Source organism: Comamonas testosteroni (assembly GCF_014076415.1).
In the GTDB taxonomy this organism is placed as follows: domain Bacteria; phylum Pseudomonadota; class Gammaproteobacteria; order Burkholderiales; family Burkholderiaceae_C; genus Comamonas; species Comamonas testosteroni_F.
This window is the reverse complement of sequence record NZ_CP043568.1, coordinates 1,598,732-1,621,767: the sequence shown is the minus strand read 5'-3', so window position 1 is coordinate 1,621,767 and position 23,036 is coordinate 1,598,732. Positions and strand designations below refer to the sequence as shown.

Annotated in this window: 21 protein-coding genes and 1 pseudogene; 10 read left to right on the top strand and 12 right to left on the bottom strand. The window is 62.4% G+C overall.

What is annotated here, in order from left to right:
* The first annotated feature begins 230 nt into the window (after positions 1-230).
* Both F0P97_RS07315 and F0P97_RS07310 read left to right on the top strand, forming a co-directional pair.
* Positions 231-613: pseudogene (locus F0P97_RS07315) on the top strand (cytochrome c).
* Positions 614-720: 107 nt separating this feature from the next.
* Entirely contained in the window at positions 721-1,212 is a 492-nt protein-coding gene (locus tag F0P97_RS07310) for a hypothetical protein (RefSeq protein ID WP_182286237.1), read from the top strand.
* A 135-nt stretch (positions 1,213-1,347) separates the two neighbouring features.
* Here F0P97_RS07310 and F0P97_RS07305 read toward each other — a convergent pair whose 3' ends face one another.
* Genes F0P97_RS07305 through F0P97_RS07290 form a run of 4 tightly spaced genes read right to left on the bottom strand, consistent with a single transcriptional unit; the run spans position 1,348 to position 3,624 of the window.
* Entirely contained in the window at positions 1,348-1,608 is a 261-nt protein-coding gene (locus F0P97_RS07305; protein WP_182286236.1) for a hypothetical protein, read from the bottom strand.
* 18 nt (positions 1,609-1,626) lie between these two features.
* On the bottom strand, positions 1,627-2,019 hold the full coding sequence (locus tag F0P97_RS07300) for a nuclear transport factor 2 family protein (protein WP_182286235.1): 393 nt from the start codon (positions 2,017-2,019) through the stop codon (positions 1,627-1,629).
* 17 nt (positions 2,020-2,036) lie between these two features.
* Positions 2,037-2,936, bottom strand: coding sequence for an MBL fold metallo-hydrolase (locus tag F0P97_RS07295; RefSeq protein ID WP_182286234.1), 900 nt, complete (start codon positions 2,934-2,936; stop codon positions 2,037-2,039).
* A 49-nt stretch (positions 2,937-2,985) separates the two neighbouring features.
* On the bottom strand, positions 2,986-3,624 hold the full coding sequence (locus F0P97_RS07290) for a DsbA family protein (RefSeq protein ID WP_232538145.1): 639 nt from the start codon (positions 3,622-3,624) through the stop codon (positions 2,986-2,988).
* A gap of 79 nt (positions 3,625-3,703) precedes the next feature.
* Between F0P97_RS07290 and F0P97_RS07285 the strand changes: the two genes are divergently transcribed.
* Positions 3,704-4,639: a LysR family transcriptional regulator gene (locus tag F0P97_RS07285; RefSeq protein ID WP_182286232.1), complete on the top strand. Its 936-nt coding sequence runs from the start codon at positions 3,704-3,706 to the stop codon at positions 4,637-4,639.
* Between the two features lie 262 nt (positions 4,640-4,901).
* Here the strand turns inward: F0P97_RS07285 and F0P97_RS07280 are convergent, their stop codons facing one another.
* Both F0P97_RS07280 and F0P97_RS07275 read right to left on the bottom strand, forming a co-directional pair.
* Complete coding sequence (locus F0P97_RS07280; protein ID WP_182286231.1) at positions 4,902-5,672, bottom strand: glucose 1-dehydrogenase; 771 nt, start codon at positions 5,670-5,672, stop codon at positions 4,902-4,904.
* Positions 5,673-5,899: 227 nt separating this feature from the next.
* On the bottom strand, positions 5,900-7,324 hold the full coding sequence (locus tag F0P97_RS07275; RefSeq protein ID WP_182286230.1) for a coniferyl aldehyde dehydrogenase: 1,425 nt from the start codon (positions 7,322-7,324) through the stop codon (positions 5,900-5,902).
* 124 nt (positions 7,325-7,448) lie between these two features.
* On the opposite strand from F0P97_RS07275, the gene F0P97_RS07270 reads away from it, so the two are divergent.
* The 3 genes from F0P97_RS07270 (at position 7,449) to F0P97_RS07260 (ending at position 10,910) form a co-directional block, all read left to right on the top strand.
* Positions 7,449-8,783, top strand: a complete 1,335-nt coding sequence (locus F0P97_RS07270) for a spinster family MFS transporter (protein ID WP_232538144.1) — start codon at positions 7,449-7,451, stop codon at positions 8,781-8,783.
* Between the two features lie 22 nt (positions 8,784-8,805).
* Positions 8,806-9,642 carry an SDR family NAD(P)-dependent oxidoreductase gene (locus F0P97_RS07265; RefSeq protein ID WP_182286228.1) on the top strand — a complete coding sequence of 279 codons (837 nt, stop codon included), beginning with the start codon at positions 8,806-8,808 and terminating at the stop codon, positions 9,640-9,642.
* 158 nt (positions 9,643-9,800) lie between these two features.
* Entirely contained in the window at positions 9,801-10,910 is a 1,110-nt protein-coding gene (locus F0P97_RS07260; protein WP_182286227.1) for a Rieske 2Fe-2S domain-containing protein, read from the top strand.
* A 160-nt stretch (positions 10,911-11,070) separates the two neighbouring features.
* Here F0P97_RS07260 and F0P97_RS07255 read toward each other — a convergent pair whose 3' ends face one another.
* The gene (locus F0P97_RS07255) at positions 11,071-11,811 is read right to left on the bottom strand and encodes an EthD domain-containing protein (RefSeq protein WP_182286226.1); all 741 of its coding nucleotides are present in this window, start codon (positions 11,809-11,811) and stop codon (positions 11,071-11,073) included.
* Positions 11,808-13,103, bottom strand: coding sequence for an MFS transporter (locus tag F0P97_RS07250; RefSeq protein ID WP_232538143.1), 1,296 nt, complete (start codon positions 13,101-13,103; stop codon positions 11,808-11,810). The genes F0P97_RS07255 and F0P97_RS07250 overlap by 4 nt, the downstream gene beginning before the upstream one ends.
* A gap of 232 nt (positions 13,104-13,335) precedes the next feature.
* On the opposite strand from F0P97_RS07250, the gene F0P97_RS27810 reads away from it, so the two are divergent.
* The 3 genes from F0P97_RS27810 to F0P97_RS07240 all read left to right on the top strand — a co-directional run bounded on the left by F0P97_RS27810 (position 13,336) and on the right by F0P97_RS07240 (position 16,422).
* Entirely contained in the window at positions 13,336-13,956 is a 621-nt protein-coding gene (locus F0P97_RS27810; RefSeq protein WP_269780124.1) for an amidohydrolase family protein, read from the top strand.
* Positions 13,953-14,957, top strand: coding sequence for an amidohydrolase family protein (locus F0P97_RS27805; RefSeq protein WP_269780123.1), 1,005 nt, complete (start codon positions 13,953-13,955; stop codon positions 14,955-14,957). Before F0P97_RS27810 ends, F0P97_RS27805 begins: the two co-directional genes overlap by 4 nt.
* An 85-nt stretch (positions 14,958-15,042) precedes the next feature.
* On the top strand, positions 15,043-16,422 hold the full coding sequence (locus F0P97_RS07240) for a spinster family MFS transporter (RefSeq protein WP_232538142.1): 1,380 nt from the start codon (positions 15,043-15,045) through the stop codon (positions 16,420-16,422).
* On the opposite strand, the gene F0P97_RS07235 is transcribed toward F0P97_RS07240, so the two are convergent.
* Positions 16,385-16,591 carry a hypothetical protein gene (locus F0P97_RS07235; protein WP_182286224.1) on the bottom strand — a complete coding sequence of 69 codons (207 nt, stop codon included), beginning with the start codon at positions 16,589-16,591 and terminating at the stop codon, positions 16,385-16,387. The genes F0P97_RS07240 and F0P97_RS07235 overlap by 38 nt on opposite strands.
* A gap of 148 nt (positions 16,592-16,739) precedes the next feature.
* On the opposite strand from F0P97_RS07235, the gene F0P97_RS07230 reads away from it, so the two are divergent.
* Positions 16,740-17,138 (top strand): hypothetical protein, encoded by a 399-nt coding sequence (locus F0P97_RS07230; protein ID WP_232538141.1) that lies wholly within the window; start codon positions 16,740-16,742, stop codon positions 17,136-17,138.
* 100 nt (positions 17,139-17,238) lie between these two features.
* Here F0P97_RS07230 and F0P97_RS07225 read toward each other — a convergent pair whose 3' ends face one another.
* The 3 genes from F0P97_RS07225 to F0P97_RS07215 form a co-directional block, all read right to left on the bottom strand.
* A complete protein-coding gene (locus F0P97_RS07225) occupies positions 17,239-18,864 on the bottom strand; it encodes an AMP-binding protein (RefSeq protein ID WP_182286222.1) in 1,626 nt (541 codons plus the stop codon).
* Positions 18,865-19,128: 264 nt separating this feature from the next.
* The gene (locus F0P97_RS07220) at positions 19,129-20,487 is read right to left on the bottom strand and encodes a spinster family MFS transporter (protein WP_182286221.1); all 1,359 of its coding nucleotides are present in this window, start codon (positions 20,485-20,487) and stop codon (positions 19,129-19,131) included.
* A gap of 103 nt (positions 20,488-20,590) precedes the next feature.
* Positions 20,591-23,008 carry an acyl-CoA dehydrogenase gene (locus tag F0P97_RS07215; protein ID WP_182286220.1) on the bottom strand — a complete coding sequence of 806 codons (2,418 nt, stop codon included), beginning with the start codon at positions 23,006-23,008 and terminating at the stop codon, positions 20,591-20,593.
* Between the last annotated feature and the right edge of the window lie 28 nt (positions 23,009-23,036).

Sequence of the window (23,036 nt, the reverse complement as noted above, 5' to 3'; positions counted from 1 at the left end):
GCCACGCCCTGGACGCCCAGGGCTGCCTGCAAGCCTGGAGCTGCAAGCGCTTCACGGCATGCCGACAGCGCCTGGCTTTTGCCGATGGTCGACTGCGGGTCGGCCCGGAGCAACAGGTAACAGGACGCCGGACGCAGGCAAGGGCCTGCGTCCGGCCACAAGCCATCGCTACGGGCTGGAAGATCTATACTTTTCGGGCCTGTCAACCTCACGACCTACGACAAGCCCCCTTGCACGCAAGAGAATGCTTCATCGCTTTGCTGGGAGCTCTGCTGCTCACCCAGGCAGCACCGGCTTCTGCACAGAACAACAATGGAAAAATCTCTTCACCCAGAGATGTGCCGTCAGCCACGGTGCCGATATCAAGGGCACGGGCCCCTGGACCAGGAAGAGCAATCCTCCCACACCGGATCTGACCAGCGCAGCTTTCAGGAAACGGCTCCAGGAGTACCCGGGCGTCATTGTTTCCTCGGTGATACTCCGCCCGAACGGGGACCTGATTCCCAGAACGCTGCGGGAGAACGGGGTCAAGCTCGCCCCGCATCCCTGGACGGTGCAGGATTTTCGCGACCTGAACCGATACATGAGCGACGTGATTTCAAAAAGCCGGTGATTGCGCGCTGACGGGGCACGGCCCGGGCCTGGATAGGCCCGGTTGCGCAAACTGTATAAAGAAACAGTAGACTTTGGACTTGATAGCTCCCCGACCAAGGTCCAGACATGTCAGCAGAACTCGAACAAGAAGACTTCTCCATCTTCGAAGACCGCCTTTGGCATCACAAGGGCTGGCAGGCCCGCGTCATCAAGAATGAAGACGACGACGGCTGGGCCGTGGCCATGACACAGGACGGCCAGGCCGAGCCCGCGCTGGTCGGCCCATGGACCATGGGACGCGACAAGAAGAATCCCAAGCCGCTTGACGTGTCGGCCTTCAACACGCTGGTGAAGACGGCCAGCGAAGTGATACGCCGGCATGAGCAGCACCAGGCTGCGATGCTGCACAAAGCCATTCAGATCGAGGTGCGCGGATCCCGCGTGACGGTGGCGCTCGATATCGAGCCCGATGAGGACAATCCCACGGCGACTCTCACGGCCACCGCAGCCGACGGCAGCGAGCTGGCCAAGGTACGGGTGCGGCCTGACCATGGCCTGAACCGTGCGTCCGCACAGCGCTGGGCAGATGCAGACTACCCGCGTTTCAGCGAGGACTGATGCCTGCAAGCCGGGACCTGGCCCGGCGCAGCTCTTTGCATACCTGAAGAACCTGCTCGTCAAGAAAGCGGCTGCCACCAGGCCTCACCCGTGACGGCGAGAGGCCGAATACCGGACAACGAGCCAGCCTCGGGTTCACGCGCCGGGCCGAGCGCGCAGCGCGGCTTCGAAGCGGGCCAGTTCCTGCTCCAGCGTGCCGCGCTGCCTGAAGCGCAGGCCGGCTCGCTCATACCAGTTCTCGGCGTCCTCCAGATCGCCTTCCTGCAGATGCAGCAGCCCGTGCAGCCAGGCTGCGAGCAGGCCTTCATGCCGCTGCACGGCATCGTGCGCGGCATTCCATTGCCCGGTCTGCATCAGCAGCAGAATGGCTTGCAACTTGGTATTGACTTCGCTCATGACAGGACTCCGCCGCGCTCAGGCCAGCAGCGCCTGCTGCACCAGGTGGCTGTCCACATACTGCTCCATGCTGGTGATCCTGCCCTCGTTGAGCCGGTACAGGTGAGCGAAGCTCGCCGTCATCGCCTTGCCCGTCTTGCGGTAGGTTCCCGAATAGACGCCGAAGGCTGCCACTCGGTCGCCATCGACCAGATAGGTATGGACCTTGGCGCTGTAGCCGTCCCACTCCGTCGCCAGCCGCTGGAACACGCCCGCCACGATCTGCTGCGGGCCGACGTAGGTTCCGGCATAGGGAAAGCCGGTGGCCTCCGTCCACCGTGCGTCGGGCGCCAGTGCGGCCAGCAGATGCCTGCCGTTGTCTTCGGGCGAGCCTTCATAGGTCGCGCGGATGATGTCCAGATTGGTGCTCATGGTATGCCTTCCGGGCTTCAGCCCCACTTCATCTCGCCCTTGGCTACCTTGGCGCCGATCTGCAGCGCGGCGGCCAGGCCGGCGTCAGGATAGCGCTTGTTCATGGCGGCGATCAAGGCATCTGCATTGGCCGCCTTGGCCAGTTCCTGCTCGAAGGCCAGCAGGTATTCGCGGGTGTAGTTCACGGCCGAAACGTCCAGCGCGCCATGGGCGCCCAGGTGGCCCGGCACGACCACGGCCGGCTTGCGTGCGGCGATGGCCTCCAGATTCCTGACCCAGGCGGCGCGAGAGGCAGGCGTCGGGGTATCGGCCGTCCACACATGCAGGCCCGAGAAGACCAGCACGCCGCCAAAGACCGCATTCAGCGAGGGAACCCAGAGGTAGCGGCGGTTCTCCAGTCCCTGTGCCTTGACGATTTCAATGGTGTTGCCCTCCAGCATCAGGGCGGAGCCGTCAAAGGCTTCAGGAAAGACGATGTCGGCGAGCTTCTGCGGACCGTTCTCCTTGAGCTGGGGCGCCCAGGTAGCTATCTTCTTTTGCACGTTGGCGCGGATGGCGGCAACGGTGTCGGAGGCGGCCAGCACCCTGGCAGCGGGGAAGGCGGCCTTGATCGGGCCCAGGCTGAAGTAATAGTCCGGGTCGCTCTGGCTGACGTAGATGGTGGTCAGCTGCTTGCCCGATGCCTTGATGGCTTCGGCAACGGCACGTCCATCGGGCAGGGAAAAGCCGCCATCGATGAGAATGGCCTCCCGATCGCCCGAGAGCAGAACAGGCGCACGGAAGAAGCCTTTGTCGTCTGCTGGAAAGTGCTTCCATTGCAGCCTGGAATGGCCGGTCACGGCAGCGGCGCAACCAGCCAGGCCTGTGGCGATACCGGCAGCGGCGGCGGTTTGGACAAAGTCTCGGCGATTCATCATGATGGTTCTCCAGTTAATTTCGGGATGGCGGGGTTGAAAGGCGAAAGCCTCAGGCCTTGGCGATTTGTTCGGCAAAGTCCTGCGGATTGGCGTAAGCGGCAGTGGAATTCAGCAACTGGCGCTGGCCATGGGTTTCCAGGATGAAGCTTGGAACGCCACGCGCGCCAAGCTGGCTCTGCAGTGCCTTTGCCCCTTCGATGCGGGCGCGATTGGCAGCCAGCAGTTCGCCATCAGACCGGAGCAGGCTTGCCGCAGCCTGCTCCAGCCCCAGGGCCTGCAGAACTGTCATCAGTGTGTCCGGTTGCGTGATGTCGTCACCATTGACGTAGCGGGCATGCTGAATGGCTTCAAGGGCATCAAGCTCACGCTCCGGAGTGCACAGACTGACAGCGCTCAGCGCCAGGGTGGCCGGGCCGCTGTCGAACATCTGCTGACGATCCGACAGCACATGGCTGCGGTAGCGCTCGCTAAAGCGCTGGCCCGTCAGGCGTGCTATGCGCTGATCGTTGCTCCAGGCATAGGCTGCGAAGCCATCGTCCATGAGACGTGCACCCGAGTCTGCAAAAAGGCCGCTGGGCAGCAGGCGCAGTTCGATCTCAGGCGCTTTGCCCAGAGCCGCCACCGCTGCGGCGGCACCGTAGCACCAGCCGCACAGAGGGTCGAATACGTAATACAGGGTCTTGGTCACCAAGGGCTCCATTGCTTCAATACCGTGATCGTAGGAACAAAGCATTGACAGAAAAAGCCTTATCGAATAGATAAACCGTATGTCAATAGCAAACAATCCAGAAGAATCCATCGCCGGCAGGCTTGCCAACCTCAAGCGCCTGGCCTACTTCGCGGCCGTGGTGGAGACAGGCAGCTTCACGGCCGCCGCAGACCGGCTGGGCATCACCAAGGCCGTAGTCAGCCAGCAGGTCGCAAGGCTGGAGCGTGAGTTCCGCACGACGCTGCTGACTCGCACCACCCGCAGGGTCGCTCCCACCGACGCGGGCCGGATCTTCTATCAACGCTGTGCATCCATCCTCAAGGAAGCGGGTGATGCCTTCGACGAACTGGGAGAAGCCGCCGCTGAGCCTTCGGGAACCTTGCGTCTGACCGCCCCGCTGGACTATGGCATCACGGCAGTGGTGCCAGCCATCACCGAGTTCACGCGGCACTATCCCCAATGCAAGGTGGATGCCGTGTTCAGCGACCAGCCGCTTGATCTGATGTCGGGGCAGGTCGAACTGGCAATCCGCGTCGGCTGGCTATCCCACTTGAATGTGCAGGCTCGTCAGATCGGGAGCTTCAGGCAATTGCTGGTCGCCGCTCCCTCATTGCGCCGGCAAGTGATGCAGCTCAAACAGCCACAGCACATCAGCGAGTTGCCCTTTGTTGCAAACACTGCCTTGCGTGAACCCTGCAACTGGAGCTTCTCGCGCAGCGAGCTGGAGCGTCAAAGCGTGACGGTGCACCCTGCGATTTCGCTCGATGCGACACTGGCCGTGCGCGAAGCCGTGCGTCACGGGGCGGGCTTGTCGGTACTGCCCGACTTCGCCGTGGCCGATGATTTGAAGAGCGGCGCGCTGATACAGGTGCTGCCCAGGTGGTCGCTGCCATCGGGGGGCATTCATGCCGTGTTCCCGACCGCACGATTCCGACCGGCAAAGGTCAAAGCCTTCGTGGACCTGATGCAGGAGCAAATCCGCTCCAGGGCATGACCAAGGCCGGCCATCAGACAGCTGGCAAGCGGCTCAGGCGATGGCATGCTGAAGCCATATCGGACCGCCACCGCACAGCAGCCACGCCATCCGGGCAGCAGCCTGCAGACGTTGCAATTGCGCTTGACCGGGAACGCAGCGGCTCGATTCCTGCTGCGGATTGAGCTCAAGCGACATCGTCAAGCGTGCATAGGAAAAGGGAGCCCAAGCTCCCCTTTTTCTGCGCGAAGCGGTCGGCCTCGCCTGAGCGATGCCTTCAGACTCAGAAGTTGGGGGCTTCCACGCCACCGTCCACGCCCAGCACCTTGCCAGTCACCCAGCTGGATGCGGGGCTGGCCAGAAACAGCGCGGCATTGGCAATATCTTCGGGCTGGCCCATGCGTGCCATGGGTGTGGTTTTTTCCATGCGTTCCTTGCGCTCGGGCGTGAGAAACGGTGCCAGTGCATCGGTCATGATGGTGCCAGGCTCGATGGCGTTGATACGCACCCTGGGACCGAAGTCCTGCGCCAGGCAGCGGGTCATCTGGTTGAGCGCGGCCTTGGCCGCACCATAGGCGCTGAAGTACTTTTGCGAATAGCGTGCCGCCGTGGACGAGATATTGACCACGGCTCCGCCGCCCGCAGCCTCCATGGCCCCAGCGGCCTTCTGGATCAGCGTGTATGCAGGCACCACATTGAACGCCAGCATGTCGCCCACCGCCTTGCCCGCCACCTTGCGCGGGTCGTTGGGGCCGCCGCCGCCCACATTGTTGATGAGCACATTGATCTTGCCCAGTTCCTCCACGGTGCGGACGATGAGCTTGTCCAGATCTTCCTCCTTGTTCACATCGCCCTGCACGGCAATGGCGCGCCGGCCCAGCGCTTCAATTTCGGCCTTGACTGCCTGCAGGTCCGCCTCGGTGCGCGCAAACAGCGCCACATCGGCGCCGGCCTTCGCCAGCGTGACAGCGCATGCACGGCCGATACCTTTGCCCGCGCCGGTCACCACGGCCACCTGCCCATCCAGCGAAAACTGGCGAAAAATCTCGTTCATGTCTCTTCCTCTTATGGCGTTTCAACCCAGCCATGCTCTGCATGAAACGCTTTTGAAACATCCGCCAAACGGACCATGGGACAAGCCCCATGGTCGTCCCCCGCAGCTTGCGTCAACACGCAAAAACTGCGCCCCTGAAATTGATAGCGCTGCACCTGGACAGAGCTGTGAATCAGGCACACCAGATCAGAGACAGCGAGCAAGGGCCCAGGCGGCCGCGCAGCGGCTCAGGGGGTGACTGCTGCCTGCAGCATCTGCGCGAACTGCTCGTTATATGGCGGCAGCATGCCCCACTCGCGACGCGGGTCGTGGTTGCCGGCCTTGTAGACGGAGCGGGCATGACTGAACTCGAGAAAACCCTCGCGGCCATGGTAGTGGCCCATGCCAGAAGCGCCCACGCCGCCAAACGGCGCATCCTCCAGCGCCGGATGCATGACGACATCATTGATGGAGACACCGCCGGACAGCGTGTTGTCCAGAACCCAGTTCTGCTCCGTCTCGTCGCTGCCGAAGTAGTACAGCGCCAGTGGGCGCTCACCGGAATTGATCGCGGCCACAGCGTCGCGGATGTTCAGAAAGCTTCGCAGCACCAGTGCCGGACCGAAGATTTCGTGCTGAGAGATTTCGGCTTCGGCTGGCGGGTTGACGACCAGCGCCAGCGGCAGGCGGCGGTCTGCGCCGGCTTGCGCGGCACCGACTTCCAGCACGTTCAGACCGCGCGCCTTGGCATCATCGACATAGGCTTTCACACGTGCATGGTGGCGCTCGTTGATGACAGGCGTCATGTCTGCGTTGCCTGTCACCAAGGGATACAGCGCCTGGTATTGCGAGGCAATGCCATCGGCCAGAGCCTGCAGGCGGGATTCATGGACCCAGACAACGTCGGGTGACACGCAAAGCTGGCCGGAGTTGAGCGACTTGCCAACGGCGATGCGCTCGGCCGCATTGGCGATGTCGGCGGAATCGCCCACCAGCACAGGGGACTTGCCACCCAGCTCCAGCGTCACGGGCACCAGGTTCCTGGCGGCGGCTGCCATGATGAGCTTGCCCACGCTGGTGGAGCCCGTGAAGACCAGATGGTTCCAGGGCTGCTCGGCGAATGCCGCGGCCACTTCGGGACCGCCCTGCACCACTGCCAGCACCTGGGGGTCAAAGCGCCTGGCCACGGCCTCGGCCAGCACCTGGGCCGTACGCGGTGCAATTTCGGAAGGTTTGAGAACGGCCCGGTTGCCCGCCGCGAATGCGCAGGCCAGCGGCGACAGCAAGGTGAACAGAGGCGCATTCCAGGTGCCGATGATGCCGATCACGCCCTTGGGCTGGTACTTGACCCAGGCCGTGGCACCAAACATGTCGAAGGGTTTGACACTGGGACGCTCGGAGTCACCCAGCCAGCCCTTGAGGTGATCGCGTGCATGCTTGAGCGAGGAGAGCGAGCCAAGAATGTCATTGGCCAGCGAGAACACGGCGGGGCGGCCACCAAAGTCTTCGCCCATGGCCTGGCACAGTTGCTCCTTGTGCTCCACCAGCATGTCGATGACTTGCTGAATGCGCTGCATGCGCACTTCGGCGCTGACTGCACCTTCTTCGATAAAGGCCTGCTTTTGCATGTCCAGCAGCTGGCGAATGCCGATGGACGAATTCGTCTGGGTCATTTTGTCTCCTCGATATTTCTCTTGAAAGCCATGAACGGAAGGCACATGCTCAGACCTGAGGATTTCGCGGTCGTCGTCCAAAAAGACGATGGCATAACCCTAGCCCCCTCGCACGATGCAGCGCATGCACACCCCTCAAACCCCGCCTCCCGCCGTCAGCTGGCGCACTCATTTCAGCCTCGCCCTGCTTGCGCTGGTCTATATTTTCTCCTTCATTGACCGACAGGTTCTGTCTATTTTGCTGGAGCCCGTCAAACAGGAATTCGGTGCCTCCGACACCGAGATGGGCTTGCTCACGGGGCTGGCCTTCGGTCTGATCTATGCCATGCTGGGTGTACCTGTGGGGCGCCTGGCCGACACCCGCAACCGCCGCAACATCGTGGCCCTGTGCTGCGGCATCTGGAGCCTTGCCACCGCTGCCTGCGGCGTGGCCACCCAGTACTGGCATATGCTGCTGGCCCGCATGAGCGTGGCCGTGGGCGAGGCCGGCGGCATGGCTCCCTCGGTGTCCATAGTCTCCGACCTGTACCCTCCCAAGATGCGTTCGTTTGCCATCAGTCTGTTCATGATGGGCCCCAACCTGGGAACGCTGCTGGGTCTGGTCATCGGCGGCATGGTGGCCCAGCACTATGGCTGGCGCTCCGTCTTTCTCGCCTTCGGCATTCCGGGCGTAATTCTTGCGCTGCTGGTGTATTTCTTCGTCAGGGAGCCCGCACGCGGCGCCTATGAAAGCACCAGGCCCGCAGCTCAAGGCAACACTCCGCGAGAATCCATGTTTGGCCAGGTCAGGCGTTTGCTGGGCATGGCACCGCTGCGCAATATCTGCATCGCCTGCGGCGTGGCCGGTATTGCAGGTTATGGCTACGGTGTCTGGGCGCCGAGCTTTTTCATGCGCATTCACGGCATGAGCATCTCCCACGCCGGCCTGGTGTTCGGCCTGGCCAGCGGCCTGGGTGCCGTGTTCGGCGCCATGTTCTGCGGCTGGCTCAGCGACAGATTGACGCAGCGCGACTCTCGCTGGCAGCTGCGTCTGGCCGCCATGGGCACATTCTGCGCCGTGCCTGCAGGCGTGGCCGTGTTTTTCTGGCCCGTGTCCGACTTCTGGACGGTTGCCGGCATCAAGGTCCCCTATGCCATGGCATTTGCCCTGCTGTTCGGCTTTTTTGCGAGCTGGTTTGCCACCCTCTCATACAGCGCCGTCAGCCAGATGGTGACTGCCGCCGAACGCAGCGTTGCCTCGGCACTTCTCAATCTTTTCATGACCTTGCTGGGCGTGGGCCTGGGTCCGCTGGTAACCGGCATTCTGTCGGACTACTTTGCCAGGGCCCATGGCTCAGAAGGCCTGCGCTGGGCGCTGATGGGCGTGACCTCGCTGCTAGTCATCACTTCGCTTTTCTTCGCGTTGGCCATCCGCCCCTATAAGCAGCGCCTGCAGCAGTTGCAGATGAATGCCGCCTGATCATCAAAAATTGGAGACTCTCATGAGCCGACCCGTAGTTCTCATCACCGGTGCCAGCCGCGGCATTGGCGCTGCAACCGCCGTCTTCTTTGCCATCAAGGGATGGCGCGTGGCCATCACTGCCCGCACGCTGACCGAAGGTGCGCAGATGGAAAACCAGCTGCGCCTGCCAGGCGGCCAGCTTCTGTCCGGCAGTCTGGAGTCCACAGCCAAGGCCGTCGAGGCCGCTGGCGGCGAGGTGTTTCCGCATGTCATGGACCTGATGGATCTGACCAGCCTGGACAAGGCCGCCGACGCTGTGCTGAAACGCTTTGGCCGTGTCGATCTGCTGATCAACAACGCCGTCTACCAGAACCGCGAGATCAACCACCTGATCCCCGAAATAACGGCCGAATCGCTGCAGCGCTCCATGCAGGGCAATGTCATCGCTCCTTTCCATCTGGCTCAGCGCCTGCTGCCGGCCATGGCGGCACAAGGCGGCGGCCGCATCATCAATGTGTGCTCGGCTGCGGGCCAGTACAACCCGCCCGTGCCCGCCGACCAGGGCGGCTGGGGCTTTGCCTATGGAGCCTCCAAGGCCGCCATCGCGCGCCTGGCCGGCTGCATCAACACCGAATACAAGCAGCAGAATGTGCGCGCCTTCAGCGTCAACCCCGGCGTGGTGACGACCGAGGCCGTCAAGGCCACACTGGGCGACGACGGCCTTCTGGCTCAGCGCTATGGTGCCTCCACCCCCGAAGAAATCGCTGCGGCACTGTTCTGGCTGGGCACCGAGAAAGACGCTCTGCCGCTGGCCAAGAGCTACACCATGATTGACCTGCAACCACTTCACAAAGAGCGCGTGGCTGCGGCAGCATGAGCAGCATGTAAGCGTGCGCAAACACCCAACCCAGGGCAAACCCTGGGCGGTTTGCGCCAGATCAAAGCCGCACCTTCACTCGTCCAAACAGAGTATGCGCGGCGACGTCGCTTGCCAGAAGATTCATCCGTCCAAAACTAAATACGGAGACCTCTGCAATGGCAACCACGAAGGACTACCGCCTCGGTGAATTCACCTACCCGCGTGGCTGGTTCATGATTTCCGAGGCCAGGGCGCTCGACACCCACAAGCCTGTGGCTGTGCGCTTCTTCGGCCAGGATTTCGCGCTGTACCGTGGCCGCGAAAGCGGCAAGGTCGTGCTGCTGGACGCTTACTGCCCCCATATGAAGACCCATCTGGCAGCGCCCAACACCACCAGCTATGTGGTGATCGACGGAGGCGGCAGCAATGTGGAAGGCGACGGCATTCGCTGCCCCTATCATGGCTGGCGCTTCGGCGCGGATGGCAAGTGCAACCACATCCCCTATCACGACGGTGCCATCCCGGCTGCTGCTGCGGTCAAGAGCTGGAAGGTGGTCGAGCAATACGGCGCCATCTGGGTCTGGTTCGACCCCGAAGGCGGCGAGCCCGACTACGATCTGCCCGCTTTTGGCGACTGGAGTGACGAGACCTATGTCAACGGCCAGTGGGATTACCTGGGCGAGCTGAGCCAGCATCCCATGGAAGTGGTTGACAATATCGCCGACTATGGCCACCTGAGCCCCATCCACGGCTCCACGGTGGCGCGCTTCGAGAACGAATTCAAGGGCCACAACGCCATCCAGCGCCAGTGCGGCGGCCATCGCACCCTGGTGGGCGAAGGCGGCGCCAGTGCCGATCTGCACACCGATACCTGGTACCACGGTCCCGCCATCCTGGTCTCCAAGGTCAGCGGCATGTTCAACTCTTTCATGATGATCATGCATACCCCCATCGAGGACGGCAGGATCAAGGTCTGGCACAACCTGCTGGTCAAGACAGCGCATGGCGGCCTGCCCACCAAGGCGGATGAAATCGCGGCCAAACAGTACCAGGAAGCCAGCCGACTGGCCTTTGCCCAGGACTTCGAAGTCTGGTCGCAAAAGGCAGCTTGCCTGAACCCGCTGTTCATCCCCAGCGACGGCGCCTTCCTCAAGGCCCGCATCTGGTACAAGCAGTTCTACAACCCGCGCGCCAAGGCGGCCGAATATCTGGACCAGTGCGAAGGCAGGTACATTCCGCGCGGAATGGTGGCCTATACCCAGGAAGCCGAGGAAGCGACGGCCTGATCCCGAGAATCTCCAAGGCTGAAGGCCCATGCGCTTGCATGGGCCTTTTGTTGACGGGGCGAGGGACTCTCCTTGAAAACCATAGCTGCCAGCGCTTTATCTCCAAGGAAATTCAATACAAAACATATTGAATTCCTTATTTATAAATCGCTGGCAGCTACTACTTTTTCAATTCCTCAGGTCTGGCATGCGTCACTTCTGTTAGCACGAAGACATGTTCGCCCCAGCCGAACTCGCCGTCCTGCGCACTGGCCGAGACATCGAGTGAAGCCGATGCCGCCTGCGCCTGCTCCACCGAGTCAAACCACCACTCGACCACATGGCGGTAGCCGTAGCCGGAAGGTGCTTGCTCATCGACGGTGTTGCAGACAATGCGGCTGGCCAGGCCCAGGGCAAGGCTTTGCCATTGCGGTGGACAGATCTCAGGCAAGGCCGCAGCGCCCCGCCAGACGTCGCTGCGCTGCAAAAAGCCGATCAGCATGACTTGTTTGTGCTGCGGCAGGACATCTGCGCACAGGCTGCCACACAACACCTGCTGACGGCATAGCAGCGAGAAATTACGCACATAGTCGGCAAACACGCGCGGCTCGTCGGGGCGCATGATGGCCAGGGTTTCGGGGTCGCTCCAGATCGCAGAGCCTGCTTCGCGCTCTGCCAGCACCATGAGATTGACGCCGTCATAGTCCTTGCTCAAGGCTGCTGCATCTGCCTGTAGATGTCGTGAGCACTGGGCCACGGCCTTGACCCGCTGGCCCACATTGCGGCACTGACGACCCAGCGCGGAATGCTCGCGCCAGGCCTGCGCAAACTCCTCTGGGCGCAGCGCCGGATTGCGCCGCGCCAGATAGATCATCTTCCAGACGACGCAAGAATCCTTCCCGGTCACTTCTTCCGCCTTCATGCGGCAACTGCCACGGGGGCGTGGGCCTTGCGATAGGCGCCAGGGTAGTGCTGCAGAGCACGGTAAAACGCCCACACCGCCGGCAACAGCGTGCACATCATGATCGCCATGGCATAGCGCAGGCCTTCGCCGGGTGCAACGGTGTTGAGCGCATCACTGAGCCAGCCCGCCACGATAGGTCCCACTCCGTTGCCCAGCAGGGCTCCGGCCATCAGGACCATGGCGCTGGCCGTGGCGCGCCGCTCGGTCGGCACGACCAGGCTCAGGGCCGCGTAGGTGGCCGGAGCCCACCAGGCCGTGAAAAACGAATAAATCAACATGCAGGCCATGGACAGCATGAACATGTCCGATCCCACCAGCAGATAGCCGAAGCCCAGCACCATGGCCAGGCTGGTGCCGATCACGGGGATGCGAATCTGCCAGCGCACATCGCTGCGCGCCAGCCGGTCCGTCAACCAGCCAGAGAACAGGCTGCCCGATACCGAGAGCACGGCAGCCCCTGCAGAAATCATCCCTGCCTGCTTGAGACTGAGATCGAAACGCCGCGCAAGCAAGGCCACATTCCAGGCGCCGATCGAGATTCCCGCGATCAGGACACAGGCAGCGCCCATGATCAGAAACCGGGTCACGGGCTCTGTCCATATCAGAGCGACGGCAGACTGGGCCTGTTGCCTGCCGTCCCGCGGGGCGGAGATCACCTGCGGGATGGTACGAACGGGTTCGCCGATGCTCAGGCGCAGCACCAGGGACAGGACCATGATGGCCACGCCGATGATGACCATGGTCACTCGCCAACCCCACAACTCGGCAAACAACGGCCCCAGAAGCAAGGCCAGCAAGGCGCCCGTCGCATTGCCGACACCAAAAACACTCATGGCACGCGAGCGCTCATGGGGCTTGTACAGATCGGCCAGGATGGACATGGACGCAGCGCCGCCACCGGCATCCCCCAATGCCGCACCGGCGCGCGATGCCGTCAGTCCACCCGAACCGGTGGCCAGCGCGCCCAGCGCCGCCACGCTGCCACCAACGCCACGGCACCATGCAATCAGGCTGCGACGCTCATGCCTGTCTGCCAGTCGTCCCAGAGGAATGCCCAGCACTGCGAACGTCAGCGCAAAACCGAGCCCGGTGATCAGGCCGATCTGCAGGTCAGAGAAGCCGAACTCCTGCTTGATGGGCTGCAGCAGCACGGCCAGGATCTGCCGGTCCATGAAGGTCAGCGCGGACAAGGCTGTCAGCAGCGCCAGCACATACCCTCTCGATGGGTTCTGATGATTTGGTTGGGTCATTGTTTTCTGGGTTTTTTGCATCACGCCGCAGCTCACACCTCTGCGCCGCTGCCAGGACGAGATGGCTGCCGCATCCCGGCGCCGCCCTGAGCATCGTGAGGCATGAGCTGCCGCACTCACATCGTCCCAACGGACGATTCCCTAACCCTGATAGGCCTTGCGTGCGAATTGCCTCTTAATGGAATGCTGCTGCGGGATCGGCCGCGCACCAGAACCTCAAGGAGACTGACATATGCAGCAATTCGACTTGCTGATCCGTAACGGCCGCATCGTGGACGGCACCGGTGCCCCCGCTTACAGCGCAGACATCGGTGTGCGCAATGAGCGCATAGCCGCCATCGGCCAAGATCTTGGCACCGCGGCACAGGAGATCGACGCCAGCGGACTGCTGGTGACGCCGGGCTTTGTGGATGTGCACACGCACTTCGACGGTCAGGCGACCTGGGATGAAAGGCTTTGGCCAAGCTCCCAGCAGGGCGTAACCACCGCAGTGATGGGCAACTGCGGCGTGGGCTTTGCCCCCTGCCGGCCCGAGGACCGCGACACGCTGATTGCACTCATGGAGGGCGTCGAGGACATCCCCGACACCGCGCTGCATGAAGGCCTGCCATGGAGCTGGGAAAGCTTCCCTGAATACCTGAGGGCCTTGGGAGAGCAGCGCTACGACATCGATATTGCCGCCCTGCTGCCTCACGGTCCACTGCGTGTCTATGCCATGGGCGAGCGCGCCATAAGGCGCGAGCAGGCCAGCGCCGAGGACATCAGAACCATGCAGGAACTGATCAAGCAAGGCCTGGCAGCCGGAGGCTGGGACTCTCGCTCAAGAGCTATCCGAACAGCGTTTTCCAGATGATCTCGGACTTCGAGCATGTCGATGACGAGTTCGGCATTCTCACACGCGTCAGTCAGGACACGGGCTGCGCCGGCACGCTCACCGTGCTTCAGTATCCGCACCGCCCGCAGCTGCACCGAGAGTTGCTACAGCATATTGAAACCGCCAATGCCCGCGGGCTGCGCATCATGGGCCAGGTGCTTGACCGCCCTGTGGGCGTACTCATGGGGTTTGAATGCAGCCTGAACCCCTTCTCCTGCAAGCCCAGCCATGAAGCGCTGGCGCAGCTCAGTCCTGCAGAACGCATCAAAGAGCTTTCGCGACCGGGCACGCGCAGCGCCATCCTCGGCGAGAAGGACCGCAATCCCCACCTGTTCATGGAGTACTTCGGCCAGAACTTTGCGGGCATGTACCCCTGGAGCGGCCAAGAGCCCAACTATCTGCCGCAAGAAGGCGATTCGGTTCAGGCTCTGGCCGACGCAGCCGGCCAGCCTCCGCTGGACTGGATGTATGACTTCATGCTGGGCAATGAAGGCCAGGCGCTGAGCTATCTGCCCATGGCCAATTATCTGGACCATGACTGCCACGCCCTGCACGAGCTGCTCAGCCATCCCCACACCGTTCCCGCATTGGGCGATGGCGGCGCCCATGTGGGCACCATCTGCGACGGCAGCGCAACGACCTTTCTGCTCACCGAATGGGTGCGCGAGCGCGGCCTGTTCAGCATCGAGCAGGCCGTCCATATGCTGACGCAGCGGCCGGCTTCGCTCTATGGCTTTGCCGACCGAGGAATCCTGCAGGCCGGCAAGCTGGCGAATCTCAACATCATCGATCTGCAGGCGCTCAAGATTCTGCCGCCGCACATCGCTCGCGACCTACCCGCCGGCGGCAAGCGCTTCCTGCAAGGCGCGCAGGGCTATCGCTACACCATCAAGTCCGGCCAGATCACCTACCGCGACAGCATGGCCACCGATGCATTGCCGGGCCGCTTGCTCAAGCGCAGCGAGCAGAGGACCAGCTGAACGCTGCCAGCCCTCCCCTCCAGGCCTCAAAGCAAGCCCGGCTCTTGACGCCTGCACTCGTTTTTCATCCAGACAGGAGACCTCCGTGCACATCCCTGCCTCCAGAACGGACCAGATCAGCTCGACCCACCCAGCTTTCGCGCAGCCATCCGTCCTGAGCAATACGCAGCGCAATTACATGCTATTCGTGTTGTTCATCGTCTACTCGATGGCCATGGCCGACCGCAACATCATGGGCGTGCTCATCCAGCCCGTGCAAGCCGAGTTCGGCATCTCCGACGGAGCCATGGGTCTGCTGACAGGTCTTGCCTTTGCGCTGTTCTACAGCGTGTTGGCGATCCCGTTCGGACGCTATGCAGACCGATCCAACCGACGCAATCTGGTCGCCTGGTGCTGCCTGGCCTGGAGCATCGCAACCGCCTTGTGCGGGCTGGCTGTGGGCTTCTGGACGCTGGCCGCGGCCCGCGTAGCGGTGGCGATTGGAGAGGCGGGCGGCAGCGCTCCGTCGGTATCGATGATCGCCGACGCCTACCCCACCGAGCAGCGCAGTCGCGCAATGGGCATCTATATGCTGGGCGCTCATTTCGGCGTGCTGTTCGGCTTGGGGGCCGGCGCCTGGATTGCACAGGAATACGGCTGGCGCCATGTCTTCATCTGGATGGCCATCCCCGGCATGGTGGTGGCCATGCTGCTGCGCTTTACCTGTGTGGAGCCACGGCGAAAGACCATGCAACTTGAGAGTGCCGACATTCCTCAGACACAGGAAAAGTTCCTGCAGGTCTTGCACTCGCTGCGCAAGAACCACGCGTTCGTCGGCATTGCCACCGCGGGAGTGATTCTGACCTTTGCAGGCCAGGCCATAGGTATCTGGAACACCTCTTTTCTCGTGCGCTCCTATGGCCTGTCCCTCAAGGAGGCAGGCGCCATATTTGGCGTGCTGGGTGCAAGCGCGGCCGTCACCGGTGCACTCATCAGCGCATGGCTGACGGATCGCCTGATCCGCCGGGACGTGCGCTGGCAGCTTTGGCTGCCGGCCATCGGAGTGATGATCTCCATACCGTTTGGCATCTATTTCTATCTGGCCCCCGCTGCAGGCGTTTGGCCGCTTTGGGGCATGAAAGTGCCGCATGCGCTTCCCGCCTATCTGGTGTTTGGCGTTCTGATGAGCTTCTGGGTTCCGCCCACCTATGCAGCGCTGACCAATGTGGTGCCCTCCACGCGCATGGCCACGGCAATGGCAATCTTCGGGCTGTGTGCCTCTGCTGTTGGCGGCGGTCTGGGGCCGCTGATCGTGGGCTTGATCAGCGATGGGCTGACTGCCAGCTACGGCAAGGAATCCTTGCGCTATGGCATGGTGGCCATGGTCGGCTGCTGTCTGGTGGCCGTACTTTGCTACTTGCTATCGCTCAAGGACTATGTGCGCATGGTCAAAAGCCCAGAAGCAACCCCGACACGGCAGCAATAGTCCTGCCACCGAATGGGCCGTCGAAAAAAGAAGCCTGGGCCTGCTGTGGAGCCAACTGGTCGCGCACGACGACCTTGACGACCTGGGCATCTTCTGCGCAACTCACCTTCCAGACCATGGCCGCCTTCAGTTGCAGCTTGTTGTCGGACAGATTGCGCCGCGCAGCCACCTTCTCAGAGATCAGGTGCCTCGAACAGGTGCCTTGGGCAGATCGTGTTCAAGCCATGCGGATGCCAGCGATATAGTGACCCCGTCATCCTCCATGTCTGTACTCCATGCATTTGCGCAAGTTCTATACCCCGCTTAAGACGTGGCTCATGCTGCTGAGCTTTTGCGCCATGCCTTGCGGCGCGCAGGAAGCTGCGGCCTGGGAAAAGCAGGTCACGGGCCGCACGTCCATCACCAGGCTGGGCACGATTGACTACGAAGTAAGCTACAGCAGCGTCGGCTTTGACCATTTCTCTTCTGAAATCGTGGCCAGATGGAATGACGGGGGAGCGCAGGAGCAGACGCTGTACGAAGGCATTTACGATCGGCCGCCTGCCAAGGTCTGGGGAACCGGACCTCATCTTTGCATTGCCATGCAAACCTGCGCGCGCTATTCGGATCACTGCAGCCAGTATGTGATTGCACACCGCTATGACGCGCAGGCCAAGGCCTTTGTGGCGCTGACGTCCGAGAAGACGGCGCGCCGTATCTGCGCTGCGGCACGCTGAAAACAAAAAAGAAGGAGGCCTGGGCCTCCTTTAAATCCCGTCGTCAGGCGCGACGAACAGGGTATCCTTTCTGCTGTCTGTAACTGTTCCTTCCTCCGTTTCATGCCTCGATGGCGCTCAGCGGTTCATGCTCTGCCGCATAGGCCTTTGCCCAACGATAATCAGCCTTGCCTGCAGGGCTGCGCTTGACTTCCTGGGCCAGATACACGGCACGCGGCAGCTTGTAGCCCGACAGATTGCTGCGGCAGATCTTTTCGAACTCCTGCAGATCGAACTCGCGGCCCGGCTGCACCTGCACCACAGCCACCACCTTGCTGCCCCAGCGTTCGTCGGGAAGGCCCACGACCACCACATCCTGCACCGGCAGGTAGCGGCGCGCGGTTTCCTCCACCTCTTCGGGGTAGACCTTCTCGCCTCCTGTGTTGATGCACTGCGAGCCACGGCCAAGCACCACATATTCACCCGTGGTATCGATGCGGGCCCTGTCTCCTGTCAGCACCCAGCGGCTTCCATCCACAACCACAAAGGTCTCGGCCGTTTTCCTGGGGTCACCGTAATAGCCCAGGGGCATGTGACCACGGCGCGAAAGAGTGCCTTCCTCCCCTGGCTGAGTCAGGATGCGCAGATCTTCGGAAATCACGCTCAGATCGGGACGCGGCGCGATGCGCATAAAGCCTTCGCCCTCGGGCGTCTTCTCTCCCCCGCCCAGAACGCCGGATTCGGAGCTGGCCATGCCGTTGTTGAGCACCAGATGCGGCACCTGCACCAGCAGCCGCTCCTGCAGATGACGCGAGAAAACGGCACCACCGTTGCCGAAGATCATCAGTGACTTGAGAGGCCAGCGCCCGGGGTTGTTCTCCAGCTCCTGGATGATGGGCAAGGCCATGGCATCGCCAACCACGGCCATCACATTGATCTGATGATGCTCGATCAGGTCCAGAACATGTACGGGATCGAAGTTCTTGCGATCGCTCACATAGACCGGATGCCCGGAAAACAGGCTGATCAGGGTGGCCCACATGGCTGCGCCATGCATGAGCGGGGCCGCAGCCAGATAGGCCAGCGCCGGGCTGTTGGGCACCAGTTGCAGCAGCTCCTGCGGCCTTTCGATGGGAGGTCTGCGGAAGTAATAGCCGCCACCACCCAAGGCTCCCATGAACAGGGATTTATGCGGCCACATCACGCCCTTGGGCAGCCCCGTGGTGCCGCCGGTGCAGAGCATGAAGATATCGTCATCGCTGCGCTCAGCATCCGTGAGTTCCTTTTCACCTTCGGCCAGCACACATTCGTAGGGTTGCACTGTCCTGGGCAGGCCATGACGCTCCTCGCCAACCCGCAGCGCCAGGCGCAAAGTGGGCACCAGGGCAATGACTTCCAGCACCGACGCATCGAAGTCCGCTCCATAGACCAAGCCGCGCAGGTCCAGGCTGTTGAAAAGCCCCTGAAGCTCATCGGCCACGTAGCGGTAGTTGACGTTGACCGGCACGGCACCGATCTTGCTGCAGGCGAAAAAGGCCTCCAGATACTCGGCGCAGTTGTAGAGCTGGATGCCTACGTTGTCTCCCCGACCTATGCCACGCGCACGCAGCGCATTGCCCAGCTGATTGGCTCGCTCATCGAGCTGCCTGAAACTGAGCGTCTGCCCGCCGCAGCCAAAGGCAATGCGATCCGGCACAGCTTGCACCACCAACTCAAAAATATCCGCCAGATTGAAGGTCCGTGTCATCTCTTGTCTCCCTCTGTCTTCCCGTTTTACGAATCCACTTGTCCCGCAGGTGCTGCAATGCTCGACGACGGTCTGTCCACACTCATCGTCCGCTTGAACCTGGTACAGACCCTTGTGGTTTCGAGGGTGCATGCTCGCAGATCGGTCAGCAGCGTCCGACAGCACCGGCCCTTAAAAAACATGCGCCAAGGCATTTCCCAGGACTTGGCCGAAGAAAGCAAAATCTCAGTGGAAACTCTCTCCATCCTCTGTCTTCAAATCGCCTCAAGCGATCTTTTTCGCAGTCACCATCGATGCATAGGGCTTGATGGTCCAGGCGTAGATCAGCAGCGCCAGCGCATAAAAGGCGAGCATGCTGACCAGCGCCCAGCGCAGCGATTCATTGCCCGCCCGAACGATGAATGCATCGCTGAGCAGACCCACCGTCAGAGGTCCCAGACCACCGCCAATCGCAGTCAGCAGCAGGTTGTAGATGGACAGCGAAGTCGCCAGACGGCTGGAGGCAATCACATTGGTCAATGCAGCAAACACCGGCGCAGCCCAGAAGCTGGAGAAGATGGAGAACAGGCCGTAGTAGGCAATCGCATGCGGAATCTGCAGACCGGCCAGCGTCCACTGTCCCGCAGAGTCATTCAGATAGAACGCCAGCCCCAGCGGAATCGAAACCAGCGTCCCCACAACCGGAACGCCAATCTGCCAGCGCACATCCCTCCTTGCCATCAGATCGGTGACCCAGCCACTGAGCAAAGCCCCCAAAATCGCCCCCGGCCCGCCGATGAATCCCATGATGGCGCCAGCATCCTTGAGCTGAAGACCATGGGAGCGCACCAGAAACGCGGTATTCCACATGCCGATCGCATAGCCCGAGAACGCCATCAGCATGCTGGCCAGCCCCAGGCCCACAAACGCCTTGTTGCGCACCAGGGCTGACATCACCTCGCTGAACCTCTCGGTTGCTGCCTGCACCACGGCACGACCTTCCTGCGCGCCGCGCAAGGGCTCACGGCAAGTCAAGCGCAACATCAAAGCGATCAGCACGCCGGGCACAGACAGCCACAGAAAGGCCGCACGCCAGCCATGGTGCTGGGCAATCCAGGCTCCCACCCCCAGGCCCACCAGCGAGCCCAGATGCGGCCCCAGGCTGAACACGCTCATGGCTCGGCTGCGCTGCTCGGGCGGGTAGACGTCAGCGATCATGGTGGTCGATGCCGCCGTGCTGCCCGCCTCGCCCACAGCCACGCCCACACGAGCGGCCGTCAGGCTCCAGAAGCCCACCGCCATGCCGCAAAGACCCGTGGCAACGCTCCAGCCGGCGCAGCACCAGGCAATCAGGTTGCGGCGGTTGGTACGGTCGGCAAAGCGGCCAAAGGGTACGGCCAGAATGCTGTAGAACAGAGCAAAGGCCAGTCCCGTGAGCAAGCCCATGGCACTGTCCGAAACCCCCATCTCCTGCTTGATGGGCTGAATCAGCACCCCCATGATCTGACGGTCTATCATGCTCACGCCATAGACGAGCAACAGCACCAGCAGCAGATAGTGACGACGCCAGCCCGTCACATTGCTGACCGGCATCACCCTGGCCGAAGCGGCTTGCGGCACACGGGCCGCAGCAGATGCACTCATTTCCTGTCTCCTGAAAAACGTGATCTCCGCCACGTGGATTGAATGGAGCTTCGTATGCCCGGCAAAAAGGACGCGGCACATTGCGGTGTGCCGCGCCAAGTCACTAGGCAAGCAGTTCGCAGAAGGGCAGGTCCTTGTCCGTACGGGGCTCGGCAGCCAGCCCCAGCACGCGTTCGCCAATGCTGTTGAGCACCACCTCGTCGGTTCCGCCCGCAATGCGCATGCCGGCAGAGCCGAACCACAGGCGCTCCACCATGGCAAAACGCTCGCCAAGTTCGCTGGCAGCCAGCACGCCGCGCTCGCCCAGCAAATCGATGGCGAAATAGCTGAATGACTGCAGCGCGGCAGCAGCCACGTTCTTGGCACCGCTCATTTCGGGGCCGGGCTGGCGGCCCTTGCTCAGCGCCGTCAGCGCGCGGCACTGCAGCAGCCATAGAGCCTGCTCCTTCAGATAGAGGTCGGCCCAGCGCTCGCGCAGGCGACCGTCCTGCAGCGCAGGCCTGCCGTCAAATCGATGATCGGCCAGCAGGCCAGCCGTGGTGCGCCACAGCTCGGCGGGCATCACTCCGCCAATGGCCAGGCGCTCTGCCATCAAGCCTGTCAGCGTGACCTTCCAGCCACCGCCCAGCTTTCCCACCACCTGACTATCGGGCACGAACACGTCCTCGAAGAAGACTTCGTTGAACTCGGACTCGCCCCCCGCCTGGCGAATCGGGCGCACGGTAATGCCGGGCGACTTCATGTCAAGGAAGAAGGTGGTCAAGCCTTCAAACTTGCTGGCTTGGGGATTGGTACGAGTCAATACCAGACCAAACTGGGCAAACTGCGCGAGAGAGGTCCAGACCTTTTGCCCGTTGATGATCCAGCCCTCGCGGCCATCGGTGGCGCGTTCGGCACGCGTGCGCACCATGCCCAGATCGGAGCCGGCCCCCGGCTCGCTCAGCAGCTGGCACCAGAGGTTTTTGCCTTCCAGGGCCGAAGCCACATGCTTGCCCAGCACTTCAGCGCTGGCGTGCGCCATCACCGATGGCAACACCATGCCCAGGCTGACGTTGAACATGCCCGTGGGTACCTTGACCCGGCCCTCTTCCTGGCGCCAGATCAGCTCCTGCATGGGCGTGCCGCCACGGCCACCCAGCACCTTGGGCCAGGTAATCGCACCCAAACCCGCTGCTGCCTTCCTGCCCTGCCAGACCCGGGCTGCTTCCATGCGCTGCTCGGCAGTCATGTCGCGACCGAAGTAATCATCGGCACTTGCCTTGGGCTGGGCATTGGCTTGCAGCCAGGCGCGGCATTCGGCGCGGAAGGCGGCTTCTTCAGGCGTGTCCTCAAAGTCCATGGACTGGCGGTCAGCTGCGGCCGAGCCCTGCACTATCGTCTCTTGCACAGGAGCAAGCAACCGCTTTTGCAACTCGGTCGCCACCTGCTCGCGCCAGGCGTGGATACTGCCCAGCTCCACGGCCTGCTGGCGCGCACGGCGGTAGAACAGATGGCAATCCAGCTCCCATGTATAGCCCATGCCGCCGTGGGTGTGCAGGTTTTCCTGTGCAGCATCCGATAGCGCCTGAGTGCTGCTCACGCGTGCTGCGGCGGCTGCGCCGGGCAGCTCGGGCGCACCATCAGCCAGAGCCATGTCTGCCGTCAGCGCCCAGGCTCCGTAGTAGCAATGCGCACGAGCCAGCTGGTTGTTGGTGTAGAGATTGGCCAGCTTGTGCTTGATGCCCTGATAGGAGCCAATGGGCCGGCCAAAGGCCTTGCGCTCCCTGGCATAGCGGCAGGCCATCTCCAGCGCGGAGTCGGCTGCTCCCAGCTGTTCAAAGGCCAGCATCACGGCAGCGCGATTGCGCACGCGTTCCAGCACCTGGGCTGCGCTGCTGGCTGCGCCGAGCTGCTCGGCCGCTGTGCCGTCAAAGCGCAACAAGGCATAGGGCTTGGAAGGATCCAGCGTCCTGAGCTTCTTGCGCTGCACCGAGCCGTCACACCTGAAGGCCACCAGCACATCCGCACCCGTCGCATTGCGCGCCAGCGCCACCCCCCATTGCGCGGCCATGCCGTCGGCCACCAGCGGACATTCCCCCTTCAAGGTCCTGCCGTCGAACAGGGGCAGAGCGGATGGAGGGTCCTGTCCGTCCGTCGGCGCTGCCAGGCAGCCAATGCTTCCACCCGAAACCGGCAGCAACCATTGCCGTCGTTGTGCAGACTGCTCCTGTGTAGATAGCAGGACGGCCTGCACCGCCAGATACATGGTCGATGCCAGAGGCACGGGGCTGAGCTGGCGGCCCACTTCCTCGGCCACCACGCACATTTCCATGGCACCGAGGCCGATACCGCCACAGTCCTCCGGCAGCATCAGGCTGCTCACACCCAACTGGGCCATGCCGCTCCATACGTCCTGGGCATGATGACTCTCGCCCTCGCCCTCGAGCAAGGCACGCGCCTGCGTCAGCGGCGATTCCCTGGTCAGGAATTTTCGTATTTCGTTGCGCAATGCGTTCTGGTCGTCACTGAAATCGAAGTTCATCTTTGTGTCTCCACCCATTCTTCCAAGG